General features: G+C 61.3%; 23 protein-coding genes. 16 read left to right on the top strand and 7 right to left on the bottom strand.

The window, feature by feature from the left end:
* The first annotated feature begins 18 nt into the window (after window positions 1-18).
* From NCR40_RS19755 to NCR40_RS19725, 7 genes are all read left to right on the top strand, one after another.
* Complete coding sequence (locus NCR40_RS19755; RefSeq protein WP_250510403.1) at window positions 19-993, top strand: LysR family transcriptional regulator; 975 nt, start codon at window positions 19-21, stop codon at window positions 991-993.
* The gene (locus NCR40_RS19750) at window positions 990-1916 is read left to right on the top strand and encodes a quinoprotein relay system zinc metallohydrolase 2 (RefSeq protein ID WP_250510402.1); all 927 of its coding nucleotides are present in this window, start codon (window positions 990-992) and stop codon (window positions 1914-1916) included. Before NCR40_RS19755 ends, NCR40_RS19750 begins: the two co-directional genes overlap by 4 nt.
* 34 nt (window positions 1917-1950) lie before the next feature.
* Window positions 1951-2814 (top strand): quinoprotein dehydrogenase-associated SoxYZ-like carrier, encoded by an 864-nt coding sequence (locus tag NCR40_RS19745; protein WP_250510401.1) that lies wholly within the window; start codon window positions 1951-1953, stop codon window positions 2812-2814.
* An 11-nt stretch (window positions 2815-2825) separates the two neighbouring features.
* Window positions 2826-3743, top strand: coding sequence for an MBL fold metallo-hydrolase (locus NCR40_RS19740; RefSeq protein WP_250510400.1), 918 nt, complete (start codon window positions 2826-2828; stop codon window positions 3741-3743).
* 39 nt (window positions 3744-3782) lie between these two features.
* On the top strand, window positions 3783-4091 hold the full coding sequence (locus tag NCR40_RS19735; protein ID WP_244828793.1) for an EthD family reductase: 309 nt from the start codon (window positions 3783-3785) through the stop codon (window positions 4089-4091).
* A gap of 154 nt (window positions 4092-4245) precedes the next feature.
* Window positions 4246-4860: a TetR/AcrR family transcriptional regulator gene (locus NCR40_RS19730; RefSeq protein ID WP_250510399.1), complete on the top strand. Its 615-nt coding sequence runs from the start codon at window positions 4246-4248 to the stop codon at window positions 4858-4860.
* Window positions 4861-4897: 37 nt separating this feature from the next.
* Entirely contained in the window at window positions 4898-6103 is a 1206-nt protein-coding gene (locus NCR40_RS19725; protein WP_250510398.1) for a YbfB/YjiJ family MFS transporter, read from the top strand.
* On the opposite strand, the gene NCR40_RS19720 is transcribed toward NCR40_RS19725, so the two are convergent.
* The 3 genes from NCR40_RS19720 to NCR40_RS19710 all read right to left on the bottom strand — a co-directional run bounded on the left by NCR40_RS19720 (window position 6100) and on the right by NCR40_RS19710 (window position 9740).
* Window positions 6100-6852, bottom strand: coding sequence for a Pr6Pr family membrane protein (locus NCR40_RS19720; protein WP_250467525.1), 753 nt, complete (start codon window positions 6850-6852; stop codon window positions 6100-6102). The genes NCR40_RS19725 and NCR40_RS19720 overlap by 4 nt on opposite strands.
* Window positions 6853-6955: 103 nt before the next feature.
* Window positions 6956-8260, bottom strand: coding sequence for an MFS transporter (locus NCR40_RS19715; RefSeq protein ID WP_250510397.1), 1305 nt, complete (start codon window positions 8258-8260; stop codon window positions 6956-6958).
* A gap of 100 nt (window positions 8261-8360) precedes the next feature.
* Window positions 8361-9740 (bottom strand): NAD(P)H-dependent oxidoreductase, encoded by a 1380-nt coding sequence (locus NCR40_RS19710; RefSeq protein ID WP_250510396.1) that lies wholly within the window; start codon window positions 9738-9740, stop codon window positions 8361-8363.
* Window positions 9741-9883: 143 nt separating this feature from the next.
* Here NCR40_RS19710 and NCR40_RS19705 point away from each other — a divergent pair, with 143 nt between their 5' ends.
* From NCR40_RS19705 to phnE, 4 genes are all read left to right on the top strand, one after another.
* Entirely contained in the window at window positions 9884-10777 is an 894-nt protein-coding gene (locus tag NCR40_RS19705) for a LysR family transcriptional regulator (protein ID WP_250467523.1), read from the top strand.
* Between the two features lie 117 nt (window positions 10778-10894).
* Entirely contained in the window at window positions 10895-11722 is an 828-nt protein-coding gene (phnC, locus tag NCR40_RS19700) for a phosphonate ABC transporter ATP-binding protein (protein ID WP_250510395.1), read from the top strand.
* 29 nt (window positions 11723-11751) lie between these two features.
* Window positions 11752-12723, top strand: coding sequence for a phosphonate ABC transporter substrate-binding protein (gene phnD, locus NCR40_RS19695; RefSeq protein ID WP_250510394.1), 972 nt, complete (start codon window positions 11752-11754; stop codon window positions 12721-12723).
* A 59-nt stretch (window positions 12724-12782) separates the two neighbouring features.
* The gene (phnE, locus tag NCR40_RS19690) at window positions 12783-13553 is read left to right on the top strand and encodes a phosphonate ABC transporter, permease protein PhnE (RefSeq protein WP_250467704.1); all 771 of its coding nucleotides are present in this window, start codon (window positions 12783-12785) and stop codon (window positions 13551-13553) included.
* Window positions 13554-13559: 6 nt separating this feature from the next.
* Here the strand turns inward: phnE and NCR40_RS19685 are convergent, their stop codons facing one another.
* From NCR40_RS19685 to phnF, 4 genes are read right to left on the bottom strand one after another with little or no spacing between them, the layout of a single operon-like run.
* Complete coding sequence (locus NCR40_RS19685; RefSeq protein ID WP_250510393.1) at window positions 13560-14387, bottom strand: CHAD domain-containing protein; 828 nt, start codon at window positions 14385-14387, stop codon at window positions 13560-13562.
* A gap of 56 nt (window positions 14388-14443) precedes the next feature.
* Entirely contained in the window at window positions 14444-15010 is a 567-nt protein-coding gene (phnN, locus tag NCR40_RS19680) for a phosphonate metabolism protein/1,5-bisphosphokinase (PRPP-forming) PhnN (RefSeq protein WP_250510392.1), read from the bottom strand.
* On the bottom strand, window positions 15007-15705 hold the full coding sequence (locus tag NCR40_RS19675; RefSeq protein ID WP_250510391.1) for a DUF1045 domain-containing protein: 699 nt from the start codon (window positions 15703-15705) through the stop codon (window positions 15007-15009). Before NCR40_RS19675 ends, phnN begins: the two co-directional genes overlap by 4 nt.
* Window positions 15702-16460, bottom strand: a complete 759-nt coding sequence (gene phnF / locus NCR40_RS19670; RefSeq protein WP_250510390.1) for a phosphonate metabolism transcriptional regulator PhnF — start codon at window positions 16458-16460, stop codon at window positions 15702-15704. Before phnF ends, NCR40_RS19675 begins: the two co-directional genes overlap by 4 nt.
* A gap of 158 nt (window positions 16461-16618) precedes the next feature.
* On the opposite strand from phnF, the gene phnG reads away from it, so the two are divergent.
* Genes phnG through phnK form a run of 5 tightly spaced genes read left to right on the top strand, consistent with a single transcriptional unit; the run spans window position 16619 to window position 20439 of the window.
* Window positions 16619-17098: a phosphonate C-P lyase system protein PhnG gene (gene phnG, locus NCR40_RS19665; protein ID WP_250510389.1), complete on the top strand. Its 480-nt coding sequence runs from the start codon at window positions 16619-16621 to the stop codon at window positions 17096-17098.
* Window positions 17095-17718, top strand: a complete 624-nt coding sequence (phnH, locus tag NCR40_RS19660) for a phosphonate C-P lyase system protein PhnH (RefSeq protein WP_250467517.1) — start codon at window positions 17095-17097, stop codon at window positions 17716-17718. The genes phnG and phnH overlap by 4 nt, the downstream gene beginning before the upstream one ends.
* Window positions 17718-18809 carry a carbon-phosphorus lyase complex subunit gene (locus tag NCR40_RS19655; protein WP_250510388.1) on the top strand — a complete coding sequence of 364 codons (1092 nt, stop codon included), beginning with the start codon at window positions 17718-17720 and terminating at the stop codon, window positions 18807-18809. The genes phnH and NCR40_RS19655 overlap by 1 nt, the downstream gene beginning before the upstream one ends.
* On the top strand, window positions 18806-19672 hold the full coding sequence (locus NCR40_RS19650) for an alpha-D-ribose 1-methylphosphonate 5-phosphate C-P-lyase PhnJ (protein WP_244828776.1): 867 nt from the start codon (window positions 18806-18808) through the stop codon (window positions 19670-19672). The genes NCR40_RS19655 and NCR40_RS19650 overlap by 4 nt, the downstream gene beginning before the upstream one ends.
* The gene (phnK, locus tag NCR40_RS19645; protein WP_250510387.1) at window positions 19669-20439 is read left to right on the top strand and encodes a phosphonate C-P lyase system protein PhnK; all 771 of its coding nucleotides are present in this window, start codon (window positions 19669-19671) and stop codon (window positions 20437-20439) included. Before NCR40_RS19650 ends, phnK begins: the two co-directional genes overlap by 4 nt.

Genomic DNA, 20439 nt, shown 5'->3' with positions numbered 1-20439 from the left:
CCTCACGGATACGCCGCTGTGAACTTCATCCGCTCTCTCACCTTGCGCCAGTTGCAGATCTTCGTGATAGCGACGCGCTGTCCGAGCTTCGCACGTGCGGCGGAGGAACTGCATCTGACGCAGCCCGCGGTATCCATGCAGATCAGGCAACTGGAAGAGGCGGTCGGCTTGCCGCTCTTCGAACGCGTGGCGCGGCGTCTTTCGCTGACGGAAGCGGGCGAACGCCTCTCGCATCATGCAAGCAGAATTCTCGGTGAGATCAAGGACGCCGAAGACGCGATGATGTCACTCACGCAAGCCGACAGTGGATCGATTGCGGTGAGTATCGTGAGTTCCGCGACTTACTTCGCGCCCAAGTTGCTCGCGCTGTATTCGCAGCAGTTTCCCAAGGTCGATGTGCGTTTTTCGGTCGGTAATCGCGAGACCTTGTTGAGGCTCCTGCAGGACAACGCGACCGACCTTGCCATCATGGGCCGCCCGCCGCCCGAACTCGGCACGACTGCAGAGCCGCTTGCTTACCATCCGCATGTGATCATCGCGCCGCTTTCGCATCCGCTGAGAACTGCGCGACGCTTCGATCTGCAGGAGCTTGCCAACGATACTTTCCTCCTGCGCGAACCTGGTTCCGGCACACGTGCCGTCGCCGAGCATGTGTTTAGGCAGAACCTCTTCACGCCATCGCGCAGCGTCACGCTCGGCAGCAACGAGACCATTAAGCAGGCCGTGATGGCGGGCATGGGAGTGAGCCTCATTTCGTTGCATACCTTGGGGCTCGAATTGCGCACGGGTGAGATCGCCGTGCTCGACGTGAATGGCACGCCCGTCGAACGTACATGGCAACTCGTGCATTCGCGCTCGAAGCAACTCTCGCCGACGTGCCTTGCGTTTCGGCGCTTTCTTCTCGAACACGCCGAGCCTTTCCTCGAGCGCGAGTACGAACAGTTCGGCCTGCGCCGAACAAAACGTCTCGCCGATGCGGACAAGGTCCGATGAGCGCTGCTTTACGCTTCGCCGCGTTCCTGGTGCTGTGCGCGGCATCGGCACATGCGTTTGCAGAGGCCTCGTTTACGGTGAAGGAACTCGCGCCGGGGAACTACGTGCATCGCGGACACGACGAGCTTGCCACGCCTGCGAACGGCGGCGATATTGCGAACGTCGGCTTCATCGTCGGCGAGCGCTGTGTCGCTGTGGTCGATACCGGCGGCACGCTCGCAGAAGGGCGCGCATTGCGCGCGGCGGTGCGCAGGGTGACGCCCTTGCCCGTCTGCTACGTGATCAATACGCACATGCACCCGGATCATATCTTCGGGAATGCGGCCTTCAAGGACGACCATCCGCAATACGTGGGCAGCGCCAAGCTTGCGCAGGCGGAGGCATTGCGCGCGGAGAACTACCTGCGTGCGCTGAAACGCGAACTGGGCGATGAAGCGACCGGCAGCGAAATCATTGCACCGACGATGACGATAGACGGCACGTCCACGCTCGATCTCGGCGGGCGCACGCTCACGCTGCAAACTTGGAAAACAGCGCACACCAACAACGACATGACGGTATACGATGAGAAGAGCGGCACGCTGTGGCTAGGCGACCTGCTTTTCGTGCATTGCATTCCCGTGGTGGATGGCAGCGTGACCGGTTGGCTTGACAATATCGCCCGCATTAAGCAGATGAATCCGCGGCAAGTTGTACCCGGTCATGGCGACCTGGAAGCGCCGTATCCGCGCTCGCTCGACGACGAGCAACAGTACCTCGCGAATCTGGCGCGCGATGTGCGTGCGGCCATCAAGCGTGGCGAAACGATTCAGCAGGCCGTGGATACCATCGGTCTCGGCGAGCGCGACAAGTGGCGGCTCTACGATGCCTATCACGCGCGCAACGTCACCGCTGTCTATGCTGAACTGGAGTGGGAGCAGTAGCGGCGCACGCCGCGTTGCAGCAAAGGAGGACACCATGAAGACGATCAGGCTTGGCGCACGCGCAGGCTCAGGGTTTGTCGCGGCGCTCGCATTGCTTGCGCCTTACGCTTCGCATGCGGCGCAACCCGACGACGATCCAGACAAGGTGGCGCGCTGGCTCGACTTCAAGGAAGGCGCGTTCAAAGGGCGGCCGATCGACACGAAAGGCGATGCCGTCATCAAATTCGATGCACCCAAACGCGCCGCCGATGCCGCCGTCGTACCCATTGCGATCAGCGCGCAGTTTCCGCAGACGAGCACGCATTACATCAAGAAGATTTATCTCTTCATCGACGAGAATCCCGAGCCCTACGCCGGTTCTTTCGAGTTCACGCCAGACTCCGGACTTGCCAGCATCGAGACACGGGTGCGGGTAGAGGATTACACGTTCATGCGTGCCATCGCCGAAACGAACGACGGACATCTGTATAGCGCGGTGCGTTTCATCAAGGCATCGGGTGGTTGCTCCGCGCCTGCGGGCAAGGACGAAGACGCGGCCGAACGCGCGGCGGGTCAGGTACGTTTGCAGGCGGAAGGCGCCCCTATTGCGGGCAAGCCCGAACTCGCGCAATTGATGGTGCGCCATCCTAATCGCACCGGCATGGCGATGGACCAGGTCACGCGCAACTATGCGACCGCGTACTTCGTGCGCAAGGTTGCCGTGACTTATGGCGGCAAGCCCGTGATGACCGCCAACGTGAATTTCTCGATCAGCGAGAACCCCAACTTCCGCTTCTATTTTCTGCCGACGGAAAACGGTGAATTGAAGGTCGCTATTGAAGACACTAAGAACAAGCGGTTCGACGGCGAGGTTGCGATCACGACGCAATCGGGCACGCAAACCTCGGCCATGAAATGATGGGGCGCGGCTTGCGTGCGCTCATCGGTGCGTTGTTCCTCGCATTTTGCGCTGTCGTTCATGCGGCGATGAGCGGCATGCCCGCGCCCGTCGCAGTGGCGCCGGGCGTGTATGCGTTTATCGGTGACGGCGATGCTGTCGCGCCCGCGAATCACGGCATGGTCGCGAACAACGGCTTTATCGTGGGACCGAGCGGCGTGACGGTAATCGATACGGGAGCTTCGTACCGCTACGGACGCGCGATGATCGAAGCCATTCGCAAAGTCACGCCGCTACCCGTCACGCTCGTGATCATCACGCATCAAGGACCGGAGTTCGTTTTTGGCGCGGCGGCGTTCCGCGATCAGGGCGTGCCGATTCTCGCGCATTACCGCACGGCTCAGTTGATCCGGGAACGTTGCCCAATCTGTCTCGCGAACCTGCGAAAGACCCTCGGTGAAGACGAGATGGCAGGCTCGCGCGTCACGGTTCCCGACCGAACGGTGGAAGGCACCACGGAAGTCGTGAATGGCGATCGCAAGCTGCAATTGCTGCACTTCGGACCGGCAAGCACGCCAGGCGATCTGGCCGTGCTCGATACGCAAAGCGGCGTGTTGTTCGCGGGTAGTCTGATCTCGAACGGGCGCATCCCCGAACTGCGCAACGAGGACATTCATGGCTGGCTCGCGGCGCTGGAGAATCTGCGCGGACTCGAATCGAAGACTATCGTTCCGGCGTTCGGACCGCCGTTGAGCAACGACGACATCATGCAGACAGGCCTTTATCTGCGCGAACTCGACAGCGCGGTCAGACGCGCATATCGGAGCGGCATGGGACTGACCGAGGCCATGCATACCGTCGACTTGCCCGCCTTTCACGGCTACAAGCTCTATGGCATAGCGCAGCCGCAGAACGTGCAACGTATCTATCTACAGTTGGAGAAGCAGTAACGCATTGTTGTTCAAGACAAACACTCAGGAGACAAGACGATGGCCCAGCTCGTTGCGCTTTACAAGAATCCGTCCGATACGAAGGCATTCGACGACTACTACGCCTCTACGCACGCGCCGCTTGCGAAGACGTTGCCGGGGCTAAAGAGTTACCAGATCAGCACGGGGCCGGTTGCTACCGCGCAAGGCGAGTCGCCGTATTACCTCGTCGCGCTGCTCGAATTCGAATCGCTCGAAGCGATCGAGTCCGCGCTCGGGTCGCCTGAAGGCCAGAAGACCGCCGGCGACTTGGCGAATTTCGCGCAGGCGGGCGTCGAGCTGCTGATGTTCGACACGAAAGACGCCTGATAGCACGGTTGTTTTTCCGCATACGAAAAAGCCGGCGCTTCGCCGGCTTTTTCGTTGGACGACGGTTCAAGCAGGTTTTGTATCCATCGATATATAATTTGTTCTGTGGCGTCCGATATAAAACGTGACGCAACCATGGGATGGAGCCTGCATCATGGCGCGACCGCGCAATTTCGACGAAGACGATGTGCTGAACACCATAGCCGAAGCGTTCTGGACGCACGGCTATGAAGGTACGTCCACACGTGACCTCGTGCAACTGACGGGTCTCACGCAACCGAGCCTTTACAACGCGTTCGGCGACAAGCGCGCGCTCTTTTTGCGCGCGCTCGATCACTATCTCGAACATACGTTGCGCGAGCGTATCGAGCGTCTCGAAGCCACTTGCACGCCTGCGCACGCCGTTGCGGGCTTCTTTCGCGAGATCGTCGAGCGCTCGGTATCGGACGAACACCGGCGCGGCTGCATGCTGGTCAATGCCGCGCTCGCGGCGCCGCTCGAGGACGAGGCGTTTCACGAACTCATCGCGAAGGAAGTCGAGTTGTTACGCGGCTTCTTCGAGCGCTGTCTTTCCGCCGCGTTCAAAAGCGGCGAGATCGAACGCATGATGTCCGCAACCGATGCCGCCACGAGTCTGCTCGCCGTGCTTCTCGGCGTGCGCGTGCTGGCGCGTATCGATCCTCAGCCGAAGCTGCTCGTGGCGGCTGTCGCTCCCACGCTCATGCTGCTGAAACTTCCGCCAATGCGTGCGAAGTTCGCCACGCGTTAGAACACACGTCACGCCATTCGCTCCGGGAGTCAACATCATGCAGGATCAAGCGTCGGCCTTACGCGCCGGTCAATCGGATTCACTCGACATGCGTTCCATCTACGCCATGCTCGCGGGCTTCTGCGCGAGTCTCGTCGCGATAGGTCTCGCGCGCTTCGCTTATACGCCGCTCATTCCACCGCTTATCGAAGCGCATTGGTTCACGTCGTCGCAAGCGGTGACGTTGGGTGCAGCCAATTTCGCGGGCTATCTCGCGGGCGCGTTGTTCGGCAGGGCCATGGCATCGACGCTCGGCAACCGGCTCGCGTTGCGCCTCTTGATGGCCATTGCCACGGCCGCGTTTTTCGCATGCGCGTTTCCGTTGTCGATTGCCTGGTTCTTCGGCTGGCGCTTTCTTTCGGGACTTTCGGGCGGCGCGATCATGGTGCTCGTCGCAACCACGATCCTTCCGCATATCGCGCCCGCACGGCGCGGCTTTGCAAGCGGCATGATCTTCTTCGGGCTGGGCTTCGGCATCGCGGCATCGGGCACGCTCATTCCGCGGCTGCTGCATTACGGCTTGCAGGCGACGTGGATCGGACTCGGCGTGTTCTCGCTTGTGTTGACGGCTGTCGCTTGGTTCGGCTGGCCATCGACGAATCCTCCCGTGCCTGCCGTGACCAAGGAGGCGCATGGCGCGCGTCATGACGGCACGCGTCTGCGCCTGCTTTACGCGCAATACGCGGCGAACGCACTGGGTCTCGTGCCCGCGATGATTCTGCTCGTCGACTACATCGCGCGAGGGATCGGACGCGGCGCCGGCGTCGGTGCGAGCTATTGGGTGCTGTATGGCGTGGCGGCTATCTTCGGGCCGCTCATCTGCGGAAATTTGGGCGACCGGATCGGCTTTGGCCGCGCGTACCGCTACGCGTTGATCGTGCAGGCGGCTGCAGCCGCGCTGCTCGCGATGTCGGGCCATCCCTATGTGATCGGCCTTGCGACCGTGATTCTCGGGCTCTTCACGCCCGGTATCGTGCCGCTTGCACTGGGCCGCGTGCATGAATTGCTGCCGCACGATCACGCGGAGCAGCGCGCCTCATGGAGTCGCGCGACTTCGGCGTTCGCGCTCTTTCAGGCGGTCGGCGGCTATGGCTACTCATTTCTTTTCTCGCATACGCATAACAACTACGCGCTGATCTTCGCATGCGGCGCGCTGGCGTTGACTGCCGCATTCGTCGCCGATCTGTTCGTGAATCGTGACTAACGCGATGGGCCCGTGTCGTCCGATTCCATGTCGGGGTCGGAAATGCGCAAGTCCTGGCGTCTGTGATTGATGACGATGAATACGCTCATCAGAATCAGAAAGCTGGCGACTAGCATGGCCGAGTTGAAGAACACGCGCTCGTAACCGAGTTCCGCCACGTTGATGAACCAGTAGGGATAGAAGTCGGATGCACTGCCGCGCCATAACGTAATGAAGAGATAGCAGAGCGGATAGACGAGCCATAAGGCGCAGCGCCGCAATGACAGATGAAAGCGCGGCACGAAGAGCACCCAGTAAAGCGCGGCGAGCGCGGGCACGACCGTATGCAGCGATTCATTGACGAGCGCACGATAACCCGATGGCGTCCATAGCCATCGCAACAACGCGTTATAGGCAATGCCCACGAACACGATATACACGACCACCGCCGTTACCACCGTCGGTTGACGAAAGAAGCGCGCAATGGGCGCGTTCGCGCGTATGGCCACGCAGGTGAAGCATAACGCCGTCAAGAACACCGTGAGGTTGGTGAGATAACTGGTGGTACGCGCAATGCCGTCGATCACGGTAAAGCCGCGTCCGACCATGCGCGCGATGGTGATATCCGTCTGTGCGGCCAGCGCGAGCCACGCAATCATGGCGATGGCGGCCGCCACGCCGAGCGATGCGGTGCTGGGCGTGTGCAGCGGCAAGTCGTGTTCGGGTGCGCGCGACGGCGTGCTCGAGGATTGTGAAGACGAGTCGGTCATGCACCCATTTTATCGACGCGCGTCGGCCCTTGCAGCGTTGCAAAAAGCACGGCCGCCTGCCATGTTCGTTGAAAACGGCAGGCGGCTCGTTCGTCGCTCGATTTCAATGATCCGCTAGCTTCCCGGAAATCGAACGCACCGCGAATGCGCCGATCACCATGAACACCGCAACCGCATAAAGTCCGATGCTGTTGTTATGCGTCGTGACATTGAGCCACCCGACCATATACGGCGAAACGAAACCCGCGAGATTGCCTACGCAATTGATTCCCGCAATGCCCGCCGCCGCCGAGGTTCCCGCAAGAAACGCAGCCGGAATGCCCCAGAAAAGCGACAGCGCGGACAAGATTCCAGCGGCCGCCACACTCAACGCAATGACCGCAAGCACGGGTTGCTGTCCCACGTATCCGCTTGCCGCAAAGCCTATTGCACCGATCACGAGCGCAATGGAGAAGTGCATGCGCCGGGAGCGGAACTTGTCGGCGCTGATGCCCGTGAGAATGATCGCGGGAATCGCGACGATATACGGAATCGCCGAGAGCCAGCCGATCACTTCGACGTTCTTGAGCCCTGTGTCCTTGATGATCGACGGCAGCCAGAAGCTGATGCCATAGAGGCCGATGATCTGGCAGAAGTACACGCCGGCAAGCTTCCAGATGTTGCGGTCGGAAAGGAACGCGCGGGCGTCGTGGTGCGCGGTCTTGTCGCCTTCCTCGCGCTCGACTGCTTGCGTCACGAGACGCTTCTCGTCGTCGGTGAGCCAGCGTGCCTTGCATGGCTTGTCGACCATCATGAAGAGCACGGCGAAACCCACGATAAACGCTGGAATTGCTTCGATGAGGAACAGCCATTGCCACGCCGACATCACGGCCGAATGCTTGAACGCGGTCAGTATCCAGCCCGACAACGGACCCCCCACGATGCCGGCAAGCGGAATGGCGATGTAGTACACACCATAGGCGAAGCCGCGTTTTCTCGCCGGGAACCAGTACGTCAGATATAGCATGATGCCCGGTGAGAAACCCGCTTCCGCGATGCCGAGAAAGAAGCGCACGAGATAGAACTGGAACGGCGTCTTGACCACGAGCGTGAGCGCCGAAACGATCGCCCACGTGATCATGATGCGCGCAATCCAGCGCCGCGCGCCCACGCGATGCAGGATGAGATTGCTGGGCACCTCGAAGATGAAGTAGCCGATAAAGAAGATACCGGCACCGAGGCCATACACCGCATCCGAAAAGCCGAGATCGGAAAGCATCTGCAGCTTCGCGAAGCCCACGTTGACGCGGTCCAGATAGTTGCAGAGATAGCAGAGCACGATGAACGGCATGATGCGCCACGTGATCTTGCGGTAGACGTCCGCACTGCCTGCTTGCGTAACGCCGAGAGTTTCGCTGATTTGGCTCATGTCTCCTCCGTCGCCCTTTGCCGGGCGTTTAGAGATGGCGAACGCCCGGACCATGAGATGGACCGGGCGTGCCGCGGATCAAAATGTCTTCATCGATGAACTAGCTCGCGAGCTTTTGCGCCGGTAGTTCAAGCTTCATCTCGGCGCGAAAGAATTCTTCCATCTCGCGTCGTACCCGCACGGCTTCCTTGCTTGCGTCGAATGCCACATCGCTCCAGCGCACGGGTTGTCCCGCAGGCACGGCGCGTTGCAGCACCATGTTGTGCGCAAGGCCGATAGGCAACGCACCCAGCAGCAACGAGTCCGCAGCGGGCATCAGTTTGCCGTACACGGTGTGGCCGCCTTCGCCGTCGAGCCGCTCGCCCGCGCGCAGATCGCGCTTCGCGGTGGCGGCGACATCGCCATGAAAGCCAGTTGTCGCGCCGGTTGCTTCGCCACGCACGGCGATGCTCGCGATCGACTGGCCCAGTTCCAGGCCGATCAGGTGATACGGCTTGTACATGGCGGCGAAGCGACCCGTGCTGTCGGTCTTGAGACCGTACTGCGAGAAGCAGTCGCGCACGTAGTCCGTGGGGGCTTCGATGACGACGTAGACGCCCCAGCGCAGATCGCGGAACACGGGGCGCCCATCGCGTTCCAGCGACGACACTACTTCCACGCTACCGCGATGCGGCAGGATTCCGCCTTCCGATGCGGGACGCAGCACGCTTGGCAGATCGTCCACGCCGCACGCGGGGAACGCGAGGCCGTCGGCGGGCGGACGCAGATCGCATCCGTTGGAAACAGCGGCCATCTCGAGCGCGGACTTGGTGCCGTCGAGAAACGAGTTGAACATCTGCGCGTTGAAGTCGCCGGAGCCGACCTGTTCCTCGGTGAAGCCGTAATGGCCCCACACGGTATCGGGCGTCGACTGATGGTAGATCGGCAGATACTTCGTGCCCTTGCCCGCGCAGATCACATCGAAGCCGATGGTGCGTGCCCAGTCCACGAGTTCCGCGATGAGCGCGGGCTGATCGCCGGAAGCCATCGAATAGATGATGCCCGCCTCTTGTGCGCGGCGTGCGAGCAGCGGGCCTGCGAGCACATCGGCTTCCACGTTCACCATGACGATGTGCTTGCGATGCTTGCAGCACAGCAGCGCGTGATGAATGCCCGCGGCGGGACTGCCCGTTGCGTCGATCACGATATCGACATGGTCGCTTGCGATCATGGCATCGGCGTCGTCGGTGATATAGGTCGAGCCGTTGCCGATGGCTTCGTTCCACGATGCCGCCGAATAACGCGCCTCATCCCAGCCCACACGTTTGAGCGCGGCACGCGCGCGCTCGGGCGAGAGATCGGCCACGCCGGTGAGATGAATGCCGGGCGTGCGCGGCGCTTGCGAGAGATACATCGAACCGAATTTGCCCGCACCGATCAGGCCGACCTTCACCGGCTTGCCTTCCTGCGCGCGCGCCGTGAGTTTCGCAATGAGCGACATGCTGTTTGTCTCCATTCAGGCTTTAGTGTCGTGACGATCGAGCCGCATCGTCTGCTCCGCATTCGCAGAGTTGAAGAAAAGATAGCAGCGTGTTTCTTGCAATAGAATGGGCAAATCGGCAATCGCTCTGTGCAGAAATCCTCATGCGTGGTTTCGACTGGGACGACATTCAGGCATTTCTCGCCATTTCGCGCGCGGGCAGGCTCACCGTGGCCGCGCAGCAAATGGGCGTGGATCATTCGACCCTGAGCCGGCGTGTGGCCGCGCTTGAAACCGCACTCGGTGTGCGACTGTTCGACCGCAGTTCCTTAGGGTTTGTGCTGACCCCCGAAGGCGAACGCGTACTAAGCGATGCGGAAGGCATGGAGAGCCTTGCATTGCACATGCGGCATCGTCTCGAAGATGCGTCCATTGGTCTGACGGGAAGCGTGCGCATCGGCACGCCGGAAGGCTTCGGTACTTACTTTCTCGCGCCGCGTATTTCCAAGCTCTCGGCCATGCATCCGCAACTCGAGATCGAATTGATCGCGAATCCGCGCATGTTCAGTCTTTCGAAGCGCGAAGCCGATCTCGCTGTCAGCATGACGCGGCCGGCGCAAGGGCGCGTCTATGCGCACAAGCTCACGGACTATGCGTTGGGCGTCTATGCCGCGCGCGAATATCTCGCGACACATGCGGCAATCGTCACGCGTCGTGATCTGCTCACGCATCCGTGGGTCGGCTATGTCGAAGATCAGATGTGGTCCGCTGAACTGAACTATCTGCCGCAGGTATCGAGCACGCTCACGCCGACCATTCGCATCTCCAACGTGATCAGTCAGACGGCCGCCGTCGCGGGCGGCGTGGGTCTCGGCGTGCTGCCGTGTTTCATGGCGCGCAGGGAACCGAATCTGGTGCGGCTTTTTGCGGATCAAATTGCGCTGAGTCGCTCTTACTGGCTCGTGACGCTTGCCGAAACGCGCGATGTCGCACGCGTCAAACTGCTTGCGGATTTCATTCGCACCGAGTGCCAAGGCACGTGGTTTCTCGAAGAATAAACGCCCGGCCGCACGCGCCAGGTGATGTATTCATCTAGACGTCTCATCAGCGTCACTTTCTCGTCATGTTGCCTTTCTAGAATTTGCCCAACGTTACAGCGGCAGACGAGGAAAGCCATGGACGCAATTCGTATCGAGCGTCTCACCAAGACGTTTCGGAATGGCCGCAAGGCGCTTGATGCCGTCGATCTGCGCGTGGAAGAGGGCGAAATGGTCGCGCTCATCGGTGCGTCGGGCTCGGGCAAATCGACGCTCTTGCGCCATATCGCGGGCTTTATCGCATCGGATGCGGCGCCCTCGCATGTGACGCTGCTCGGCAGGCCGATTCAGCAGAACGGCAAGATCGTGCGTGAAGTGCGCGCCATTCGTCGCGATGTCGCCTTCGTGTTTCAGCAGTTCAATCTGGTGGGACGTCTTTCGGTAATCACCAACGTGCTCATCGGCGCGCTTACGCGTGTGTCGCTATGGCGGCGTCTCTCAGGGCGTTTTCCGCGCGACGAACGCGCGCTGGCGATGGACTCGCTTACCGCGATGGGTATTGGCGAACATGCGCTCGAACGCGCGAGCAACCTGTCGGGCGGACAGCAGCAACGTGCGGCGCTCGCGCGTGCACTCGTGCAGCGTGCGCGCATCGTGCTCGCGGATGAACCAATTGCCTCGCTCGATCCCGAATCTGCGCGGCGCGTGATGGAGCTCATGCAGTCGCTAAATCGCGATCACAAACTCACGGTGATCGTGTCGCTGCATCAGATCGACATAGCGATGAAGTACTGCACGCGCACGGTTGCCTTGCGCGATGGCCGCGTGGTCTACGACGGCGCATCCGCGAAGCTCACGCCCATGCTGTTGCGCGAACTGTACGGCGCGGCCGCCGCCGAATTGCTGGCCGATCACGACGAGCGTGAACCTCCCCCCGCGACTTTTGCCTCTGTCGCCACATCCTGAATCGCAATCAAACTACGGACCGCATCTCCATGAAATCAGCCCGTACCTTCCTGGCCGGCGCGGCACTCGCGTCATGCTTCATGAGCTCGGTGGCCTTTGCCGATACGCTCAGCTTCGGCATCATCTCGACGGATTCTTCGTCGGCGCTCAAGCAACGCTGGCAACCGCTCATCGACGATTTGAACAAACAGACCGGTCTCGATGTGAAGGCGTATTTCGCCACGGACTATGCGGGCATTATTGAAGCAATGCGCTTTAACAAGGTGCAGATCGGCTTCTTCGGCAATGCGTCCGCCATCGAAGCGGTGGACCGCTCCAACGGCGAAGTCTTTGCGAAGGTCAAGTACAAGAGCGGCGAGGCGGGCTACTACTCCGTGCTTATCACGAACGCCAACAGCAAGTGGAAGAGCGTCGATCAGGTGCTGAAGAACAGCCACGATATCAATTTGGGCTTCGGCGATCCGAACTCCACTTCTGGCACGCTAGTGCCTTCGTATTACCTCTTCGCGAAGAACGGGCTTTCGGCGAAGACCTCGTTCAAGAGCGTGTTGCCTTCGAGCCATGAAGCCAACATGCTCGCGGTCGTCAACGACAAGATCGATGTCGCGACCAACAACACCGACATGCTCGACACCATCAAGACGCAGCATCCCGACCTTTATCCGAAGGTGCGTGTGCTGTGGAAGTCGCCGCTCATCGCGTCGGACCCGCTCGTGTGGCGTCGCGATCTGCCGCAGATAACGAAGGACAAGCTGCTGAACTTCTTCGTTCATTACGGCGAGAAGGACCCGCGTGAACAGTCCGTGATGACGGCTATCTCCGGCTATTCGGGCTTCGCGGCATCGTCCAATGCGCAGCTCGTGCCCATTCGTCAGATGGCGCTCTTTCAGAAGAAGGAACAGGTGCAGAACAACGCTCATCTGGATGACGCCGACAAGAAAGCGCAAATCGCATCGCTCGATCAGCAGTTGTCCGCTCTCGATGGCTCGGCGGCGAAGTGATGAAGCCGCTCGATATCTCGACCTTTGCCGCGGGCGTGAGCAGGCCCGAGGAAGCGCCTATGCAAGCGCCGCGCGGCAAGCGTAGCTGGGTGTCGATGCTCGGCTGGATCGTGCTTATCGCCGTGCTCGGCGCGTCGTGGCAAAGCGCGGACATGCGTCCGCTCGATCTGCTCGGCGCATCCGGCAACATGAGTCAGTTCGCGCGCGACTTCTTTCCGCCCGACTTCACGGAATGGCGCACGTACGCGCACGAGATGATCGTGACGCTTGCCGTCGCTGTCTGGGGCACGGCGCTCGCGCTCATTTGCGCGGTGCCTTGCGGCTTGCTGTCGGCGCAGAACATCGCGCCGGTATGGATCGCGCAACCAGTGCGGCGGCTCATGGACGCGTGCCGCGCGATCAACGAGATGGTCTTCGCGATGCTGTTCATCGTCGCGGTCGGGCTGGGGCCGTTTGCAGGCGTGCTCGCGCTGTGGGTGCATACCACGGGCGTGCTGGCGAAGCTCTTCGCCGAAGCGGTCGAAGCGGTGGATGCGCGTCCCGCCGAGGGCGTGCGCGCCACGGGAGCGAGTAGTCTCGACGAGATCGTGTATGGCGTGTTGCCTCAAGTGCTGCCGCTGTGGATTTCGTTCGCGCTGTATCGATTCGAGTCGAACGTGCGCTCGGCGATGGTCGTCGGCATGGTTGGCGCGGGTGGTATCGGCGTAGTGCTTTACGAGGCCATCCGCTCGTTCAACTATGCGCAGACCGCAGCGGTCATGCTGATCGTCGTGGTGATCGTATCGCTGATCGATCTGGCGTCGGGATGGGTGCGCGAGCGCGTGATCTAGAAGGCGTTATCGAAGCGACTTGAGCGCCTGCTTCATGCGGCGCTTTTGTTGCTTCTTCAAAGTACGCAAGGCTGGCTTCGCGGCGGCGGCATTGGGCAAGGCGTCGCTCTTGTCGAGGAGATCGCGGCTCGCAACGACATCGTTCAATGCGCCCAGATGCTTTTGCAGACGCTTCAGCTGCTTTAGTCCACCGCGTTCCTTCTCGGCAAGCAGGGGCATGAAGAACTCCATCAGGTAGCGCACTTTCTTACCCGCTTTGCGCACTTCGTGCAGCGCGGCATATTCCGGGCGCTTCACTTGCCGCACGCGCTTGATGCGTTTCTTCAATTGTCTTCGCGCATTACGAACTCTGTCAGAAGCGAATTGCTCGATAGCCACGCGCTTTTTTGCAGTGTTGAGTTCGCGGTTGGCTTCCGCCACGGCTTCGCGCAAGACGCCCTTGATATCCGCGTTATTGAGTGTCGCTTTACTGGTCCTCAATGCTGCATCGCGATGGCCGCGCAATGCCTGCGCGAGATCCGTGTCTTCATGCTCGCTCGTCAATTCGATCAGGATGTCCCAATCGCGCGTGCTGCCGGCTGCCTGCGCGAGATAACGCAAGAGGGCGCGCTGCTTGTCGTCGAAGGCATCGTCGAGGATCGGCCGATACGCCCAAAAGAGACTGCGCAGACGCCGTAGCGCTATCCTGAGCTTGTGCAGTGTTTCGGCATCATCGCTCTGTTCCAGTTCATGCGCGTGCTGCAGCGCTTCTTCAACGAGCGGTGAGGCATAGGTGCGAAACTGCGATTCGGCGGTGACGCCTGACAACGTGTCTTTCGATCGTCCGGATTTCATAGGTATATCTTTTATCGAAGGAATGTCGTGGGCGTTCGCAAGAAACGTTCCGGCGATTATGAGCCGGTCTCGTCTATGGCGCGGAGAAATTGCGTGCCCGCGTCGGCCAGAAGCCCAGAGTTGTCGATGTTCACCACGCGCGCATGCCTGGGCAGTTCGAGGGAAGGACGGCGCGCAAGACGCGCTTCGATCTGCCGGGCGTCTTCACGTCCGCGCCTTGCTAGCCGCGCGGCCAGCACGGCGGGCGCGGCATCGATATAAACAAAGCATGCATGCGGATAGCGGGCGAGGGCGGCATCCGCGTGTTGACGCGAACCGTTCACGACCACCGGTCTGCCGCGTTCGAGCCATGCATCCACTTCGATGCCAATGCCATAGCACAGGCCGTGACTTTCCCAATGCATCGAGAAAAGTCCATACGAAAGACGCGCCTTGAATTCTTCATGCGTCAACGCAATGTGGTTTTCGCCGTCGCCGACTGCACGCGTGATGTACCGATGCGCGAACATCACGCGTGCGCCGACGCGTGCGCGCGCAAAGCCGAGCAGCGAGTCCTTGCCCGCGCCCGACGGGCCCATGACATAGATGAGTCGTGCGCTATCGAGTGTGTCGTTCTGGCTCATGCCCCTTCCCGTACGTTGTTGAACGGCAGCCGCTGCCACAAGGTGAACGGCGCGCCCGGTACGCTTTCCACGAAAAGCGCCGCGCCATGCACAGGCAGCGCGCCGAGCGTGTCGATCTTGCGCGTCCATGCCGATACGACCGAACCGCGCGCGTGGGTGTCATCGAGCGAATCGCAGAGGGTCATGTGGAAGCGGTATTCATCGAAGACATAGGGATAGCCCCATTCACGCACGAGTGCGATTTGCCGCTCGCTCATGCCATCGACAATGCGCCGCTCGATGTCCCCTGCCGATGGCATTGCGCGCACTGCTGCAAGCGCTTGCAGCGCGCTTGCGGCCATTGCGCGCAAGCGTTCGTCGTCGCTTTCCTCCGATGCGCGCAACGCCACGAAGCGGCCCATTTCCGCTACGCGCACCGGCATCTCGAAGCGCGTGACCGACGACGCCCAGGCACGCGCGGCCGCAAGCACATCGGCAGGTTGCACGCCGCTCGCGCAATGGAACGGCGGCACGATGGTCGCATGCCAACCATAGCGGCGCGGCGCGCGTGTGATGTCGTGCGCTGCCGTTTCCATCGAGAGTCCGCTTTCCGCGTCGCGCCCGAGCCATTCGCAACCAGCACGCCACCATGCGGATGCGGCGGGCGGCGCGTAATACAGTGCGATGCGCGCTTCGTCACTCCATGCAGCGCTCATAGATCGTGCTCGACCATCAACTGCACGCGATCTGCCGCGAAGTGAGTCACGCCGTACTTGACGGGCACGCCGCGTTCATCGACATCCACATTCTCGACCCACAGCACCGGCTGCTGCCGGTTGATCTGCAAGCGCCGCGCGACATCCGACGAAGGCAACACGCTGCCGATACGGCTCCACTTGCGCATATAGTCCTTGACGCCGAACTCCGCGAGCGCCGCAGTGATGCCGCCTGTCGCTTCGATCACCGTGGGAAGCTCGGGAAAACGCGCGGCGGGATACCAGTTGCGTGCGTAGGTCAGCGGCACGGCGTCGGAGTCATGACGCGTTTCGAGCTGATAGACGAGCGTGCCCGCACGCAGAGCGAGCGCCTTCGCGACGGTAGGGTCGGCCTTTACGCGTTCGGCAGAGAGCACGACGCCCGTGGACGTCTGCTTCTGACGACGAATGTTTTCCGTGAAGCGCGTGCGCCTGCCGATTTGATAGTCGATCGCTCCAGGCTGCACGAAGGTGCCGCGTCCCTGTTCGACGCTCACGAGACCCGTTGCGGCGAGACGCAGCATGGCGCGGCGCACGGTATGACGATTCACGTCGAAGCGCCGCGCCAGTTCCGCTTCGCTCGGCAGGCGGCCTTCCTCGCCGAAGCTCTTCGAGGCGATCTCCGCCGAGAGTATTTGCTCGATCTGCCGCCAGACCGCGACCCCCGCGCCGCGTTCGACGGCGTGTCCCGGCGCCGCGTTTTCGTTCGATGTCATGTAGGTGTCATTCCCGTCGGTTTGAATATCGCTGTTGGGCATTGTAGTGCGCAAATGGTGATGGAAATATGAAAGCCCACTTATCCAGACGTCTAGACGACCAGACGAAAGCCGCGTAGCTTAAGATGCCCGCAACGTACAAATCATCAGGGAAAGTCATGAGTCAGAGAGAGGAGCCGCGCGACGAGGCTCGTTCGTTCGACCGCCGCGAATGGATGGCGGTGCTGGCGCGCACGCCGCGCGAGAGTTTGCAGGCGGCGCTCGAAGGCATGAGTGTGCCGCGCTTCGACTGGTTGCGCGCGCCGGATATCGGCCTGGCAATGGTGCGGGCGCGCATCGGCGGCTCGGGAGATGCCTTCAATCTCGGCGAGACTACCGTCACGCGCGCCACGCTGCGTTTGCATATGGACGACGGCAGCGCGCCGGTCGGTGTCGCGGTGCATATGGGCCGCGATAAGGAGCGCGCGAAGCTTGCAGCGCTGATCGACGCGCTGCTGCAGACGCCCGCGCATGCGCAGCGCTTGCAGACGGAAGTGATCGCACCGTTGGCCGCGCGTCTCGCCGACGAACGGCGCCGCAAGGAAGCGGAAGCGGCTACGACCAAGGTCGAATTCTTTACGATGGTGAGAGGGGAATGATGCAGATAGACATGGCCGCTCTCGTGCCCGGCTTCAACGACCCGGTGCACGATGCCCAACGCGTCTTTCGCGCTTTGCTGGAAGCGTTGTCGCGTCCGGGCAGCATCGTCGCGATCGATGCCGCGTTGCCGAACAATCACGCCATGCGCGATGCGCTTGCACACCGCGTGCCGCTTGCAGCTTTCGCGTCGCTGCTCGCGCTCGCCGATTATTCGACGCCTGTATTCATCGAAGGCGGGAACGCCGCATTCGGCGATGCCTTGCGCTTTCATGCAAGCGCGCCGCTCACGCCGAATCACAGCGAAGCCGCGTTCGCCTATCTCGGCGATGCAGCCGCGTTGCCCGCGCTCGATGCCTTCTCGTCTGGCGAACCGGAAACGCCGGAAGATGCGGCGACGCTTTTCATTCGCGTGCCTTCGTTGACCGAAGGCGAGCCGCTCGTGTGGCGCGGTCCGGGGATCGAAGACAAGCGCAGTGTCGCCATTGCGGGACTCACGCGCGATTTCTGGCAACAGCGCGCGGCGCTAACCGCGCAGTTTCCATGCGGCATGGATTGCTATTTCGTGGCGGGTGGCGCGCTCGTCGGCTTGCCGCGCACGACGCAAGTGGAGGTGAACTGATGTACGTCGCGGTGAAGGGTGGCGAAAGAGCCATCGAACGTTCATGGGATGTGCTCGCCAAGCATCGGCGCGGCGACTTGCAGGTGCCCGAGCTGAGCGTCGCGCAGATTCGCGAGCAGTTGCGTCTCGCGGTGGCGCGCGTGATGACCGAAGGCTCGGTCTACGACGAAGAACTCGCGGCGCTCGCCATCAAACAGGCGGCAGGCGATCTGGTCGAGGCGATTTTTCTGCTGCGTGCGTATCGCACGACGTTGCCGCGCTTCGGCTACACCTTGCCCGTGGACACGGCAGCGATGTGCGTGGAACGGCGCATCTCCGCTGCGTTCAAGGATATTCCGGGCGGGCAGATGCTGGGCGGCACCTACGATTACACCCAGCGTCTGATCGACTTCAGCTTGCTGGCCGAAGGGGAAGTGATTAGCGATGCAACGACTTCCAGCGACCACGCCGAAGCCACGAACGATATGCCGCGCGTGTTGTCGATGCTCAACAAGGAAGGGCTGATCGAGCAGGAACGCGCGCAGGAAGATTCACCGGAGCCGGGCGACCTCTCGCGCGAACCGCTTGCGTTTCCCGCTGATCGTGCAACGCGTCTGCAAAACCTTGCACGCGGCGACGAAGGCTTTCTGCTGGCAATGGGATACGCCACGCAGCGCGGCTACGCGCACAGCCATCCATTCGCAGGCGAGATTCGTCACGGTGAAGTGGCCGTGGAAATGCATATCGATGAACTCGGTTTTGCCGTGGAGATCGGCGATATCGACATCTCCGAATGCCAGATGATCAACCAGTTCGCGGGCAGCGGCGAAGTGCCGCCAAAGTTCACGCAAGGCTATGGTCTCGCGTTTGGGCATTCGGAGCGCAAGGCCATGGCCATGGCGCTCGTCGATCGTGCCTTGCGAGCGGAAGAGTTGGGCGAGACCATCGGCTCACCCACGCAGGATGTCGAGTTCGTGCTCTCGCATAGCGACAACGTCGAGGCATCGGGCTTCGTGCAGCACTTGAAACTGCCGCATTACGTGGACTTTCAGTCGGAACTGGAATTGCTGCGGCGACTTCGTGCATCGCACGGCAAGGAGAAGACGGCATGAATAACGCGCTGACCGAAGGTTATAACTTCGCTTATCTGGACGAGCAGACCAAGCGCATGATTCGTCGCGCCTTGCTCAAGGCCGTTGCGGTGCCGGGGCATCAGGTGCCGTTCGCCTCGCGTGAAATGCCGCTGCCGTATGGCTGGGGCACGGGCGGTTTGCAGGTGACGTCGGCGATCATCGGCGCGGACGATACGCTCAAGGTGATCGATCAGGGCTCCGACGAAACCACCAACGCGGTCAACATTCGCCGCTTCTTCGCGCGCACGGCGGGCGTGGCAACGACCACGCGCACCGCGGACGCCACTATCGTGCAAACACGTCACCGCATTCCTGAAACGCCGCTCACGGAAGCGCAGATTCTCGTGTACCAGGTGCCGATGCCCGAACCGCTTTACAGGCTGGAGCCGCGCGTGACGGAGTGCAGGAAACTGCATGCGCTCGCGGACTACGGTCTCATCAACGTGAAATATTACGAGGATATCGTGCAGCACGGCAGCATTGCGACGACCTACGATTATCCAGTGCTGGTGAACGATCGCTATCTCGCGGCGCCTTCGCCCATTCCGAAGTTCGACAATCCGAAGATGCACATGAACGCGGCGCTGCAACTCTTCGGCGCGGGACGCGAGCGGCGCATCTACGCCATTCCGCCTTATACGAAGGTGAAGAGTTTGGATTTCGAAGATCATCCATTCAGCGTGCAGAAGTGGGACCATGCGTGCGCGCTGTGCGGGTCGCGTGAGAGCTTTCTCGATGAAATGATCGTCGACGACGAAGGCGCGCGCATGTTCGTATGCTCCGATAGCGACTATTGTCACAGCCGCCGCGACGAGCAAGAGGCAAAGGAGGCGGCGCAATGAAGACGCTCTTGAATGCGCGCGGACTCACCAAACGCTACGACGGACGCGGCGGTTGCGTCGATGTGGACCTCGCGGTCTATCCGGGCGAAGTGTTGTGCATCGTGGGCGAGTCGGGTTCGGGCAAGTCGACTCTATTGAACGCGCTTGCGCTCAGAAGCAGCATCGACGAAGGTGCGCTCGAATACACCACGCGTGAAGGAGAAACGCTGGATCTGCTCACGCTCAGCGAGCCACGCAAGCGACTTTTGTCGCGCACGGAATGGGGCTTCGTGCATCAGAATGCACGCGATGGATTGCGGCGCAACGTGTCGGCGGGCGCGAACATCGGCGAGCCGTTGATGGCCATCGGCGCGCGCCACTATGGCCGTTTGCGCGAGACGGCTTCGGACTGGATGGGCCGTGTCGAGCTCGATGCGGCGCGCATCGACGAATTGCCTTCGGCTTTTTCGGGCGGGATGCAGCAGCGCTTGCAGATCGCGCGCAATCTCGTGACCGGGCCGCGACTCGTCTTCATGGACGAACCGACCGCCGGTCTCGACGTATCCGTGCAGGCGCGTCTGCTCGACTTGCTGCGTACCTTGACAAACCAGCTGCATCTCGCCGCTGTAATCGTCACGCACGATATCGGCGTGGCACGCTTGCTCGCGCATCGGTTGATGGTGATGAAGGACGGGCGCGTGGTGGAGAGCGGTCTCACGGATCAGGTATTGGATGATCCGCAACATCCTTATACGCAGACGCTGGTGGCGTCCGTGCTGCCGGTTTGA

This window comes from Caballeronia sp. GACF4 (genome assembly GCF_023631025.1).
Taxonomy (GTDB): Bacteria; Pseudomonadota; Gammaproteobacteria; order Burkholderiales; family Burkholderiaceae; genus Caballeronia.
The sequence above is the reverse complement of the archived record's forward strand: the minus strand, read 5'-3'. Positions and strand labels throughout refer to the sequence as shown.

Coding starts and splice junctions, on each gene's coding strand:
- NCR40_RS19750 (WP_250510402.1), top strand. CDS start 990: ATGAGCGCTGCTTTACGCTTCGCCGCGTTCCTGGTGCTGTGCGCGGCA.
- NCR40_RS19745 (WP_250510401.1), top strand. CDS start 1,951: ATGAAGACGATCAGGCTTGGCGCACGCGCAGGCTCAGGGTTTGTCGCG.
- NCR40_RS19735 (WP_244828793.1), top strand. CDS start 3,783: ATGGCCCAGCTCGTTGCGCTTTACAAGAATCCGTCCGATACGAAGGCA.
- NCR40_RS19730 (WP_250510399.1), top strand. CDS start 4,246: ATGGCGCGACCGCGCAATTTCGACGAAGACGATGTGCTGAACACCATA.
- NCR40_RS19725 (WP_250510398.1), top strand. CDS start 4,898: ATGCAGGATCAAGCGTCGGCCTTACGCGCCGGTCAATCGGATTCACTC.
- NCR40_RS19720 (WP_250467525.1), bottom strand. CDS start 6,852: ATGACCGACTCGTCTTCACAATCCTCGAGCACGCCGTCGCGCGCACCC.
- NCR40_RS19715 (WP_250510397.1), bottom strand. CDS start 8,260: ATGAGCCAAATCAGCGAAACTCTCGGCGTTACGCAAGCAGGCAGTGCG.
- NCR40_RS19710 (WP_250510396.1), bottom strand. CDS start 9,740: ATGTCGCTCATTGCGAAACTCACGGCGCGCGCGCAGGAAGGCAAGCCG.
- NCR40_RS19705 (WP_250467523.1), top strand. CDS start 9,884: ATGCGTGGTTTCGACTGGGACGACATTCAGGCATTTCTCGCCATTTCG.
- phnC (WP_250510395.1), top strand. CDS start 10,895: ATGGACGCAATTCGTATCGAGCGTCTCACCAAGACGTTTCGGAATGGC.
- phnD (WP_250510394.1), top strand. CDS start 11,752: ATGAAATCAGCCCGTACCTTCCTGGCCGGCGCGGCACTCGCGTCATGC.
- phnE (WP_250467704.1), top strand. CDS start 12,783: ATGCAAGCGCCGCGCGGCAAGCGTAGCTGGGTGTCGATGCTCGGCTGG.
- NCR40_RS19685 (WP_250510393.1), bottom strand. CDS start 14,387: ATGAAATCCGGACGATCGAAAGACACGTTGTCAGGCGTCACCGCCGAA.
- phnN (WP_250510392.1), bottom strand. CDS start 15,010: ATGAGCCAGAACGACACACTCGATAGCGCACGACTCATCTATGTCATG.
- NCR40_RS19675 (WP_250510391.1), bottom strand. CDS start 15,705: ATGAGCGCTGCATGGAGTGACGAAGCGCGCATCGCACTGTATTACGCG.
- phnF (WP_250510390.1), bottom strand. CDS start 16,460: ATGACATCGAACGAAAACGCGGCGCCGGGACACGCCGTCGAACGCGGC.
- phnG (WP_250510389.1), top strand. CDS start 16,619: ATGAGTCAGAGAGAGGAGCCGCGCGACGAGGCTCGTTCGTTCGACCGC.
- phnH (WP_250467517.1), top strand. CDS start 17,095: ATGATGCAGATAGACATGGCCGCTCTCGTGCCCGGCTTCAACGACCCG.
- NCR40_RS19655 (WP_250510388.1), top strand. CDS start 17,718: ATGTACGTCGCGGTGAAGGGTGGCGAAAGAGCCATCGAACGTTCATGG.
- NCR40_RS19650 (WP_244828776.1), top strand. CDS start 18,806: ATGAATAACGCGCTGACCGAAGGTTATAACTTCGCTTATCTGGACGAG.
- phnK (WP_250510387.1), top strand. CDS start 19,669: ATGAAGACGCTCTTGAATGCGCGCGGACTCACCAAACGCTACGACGGA.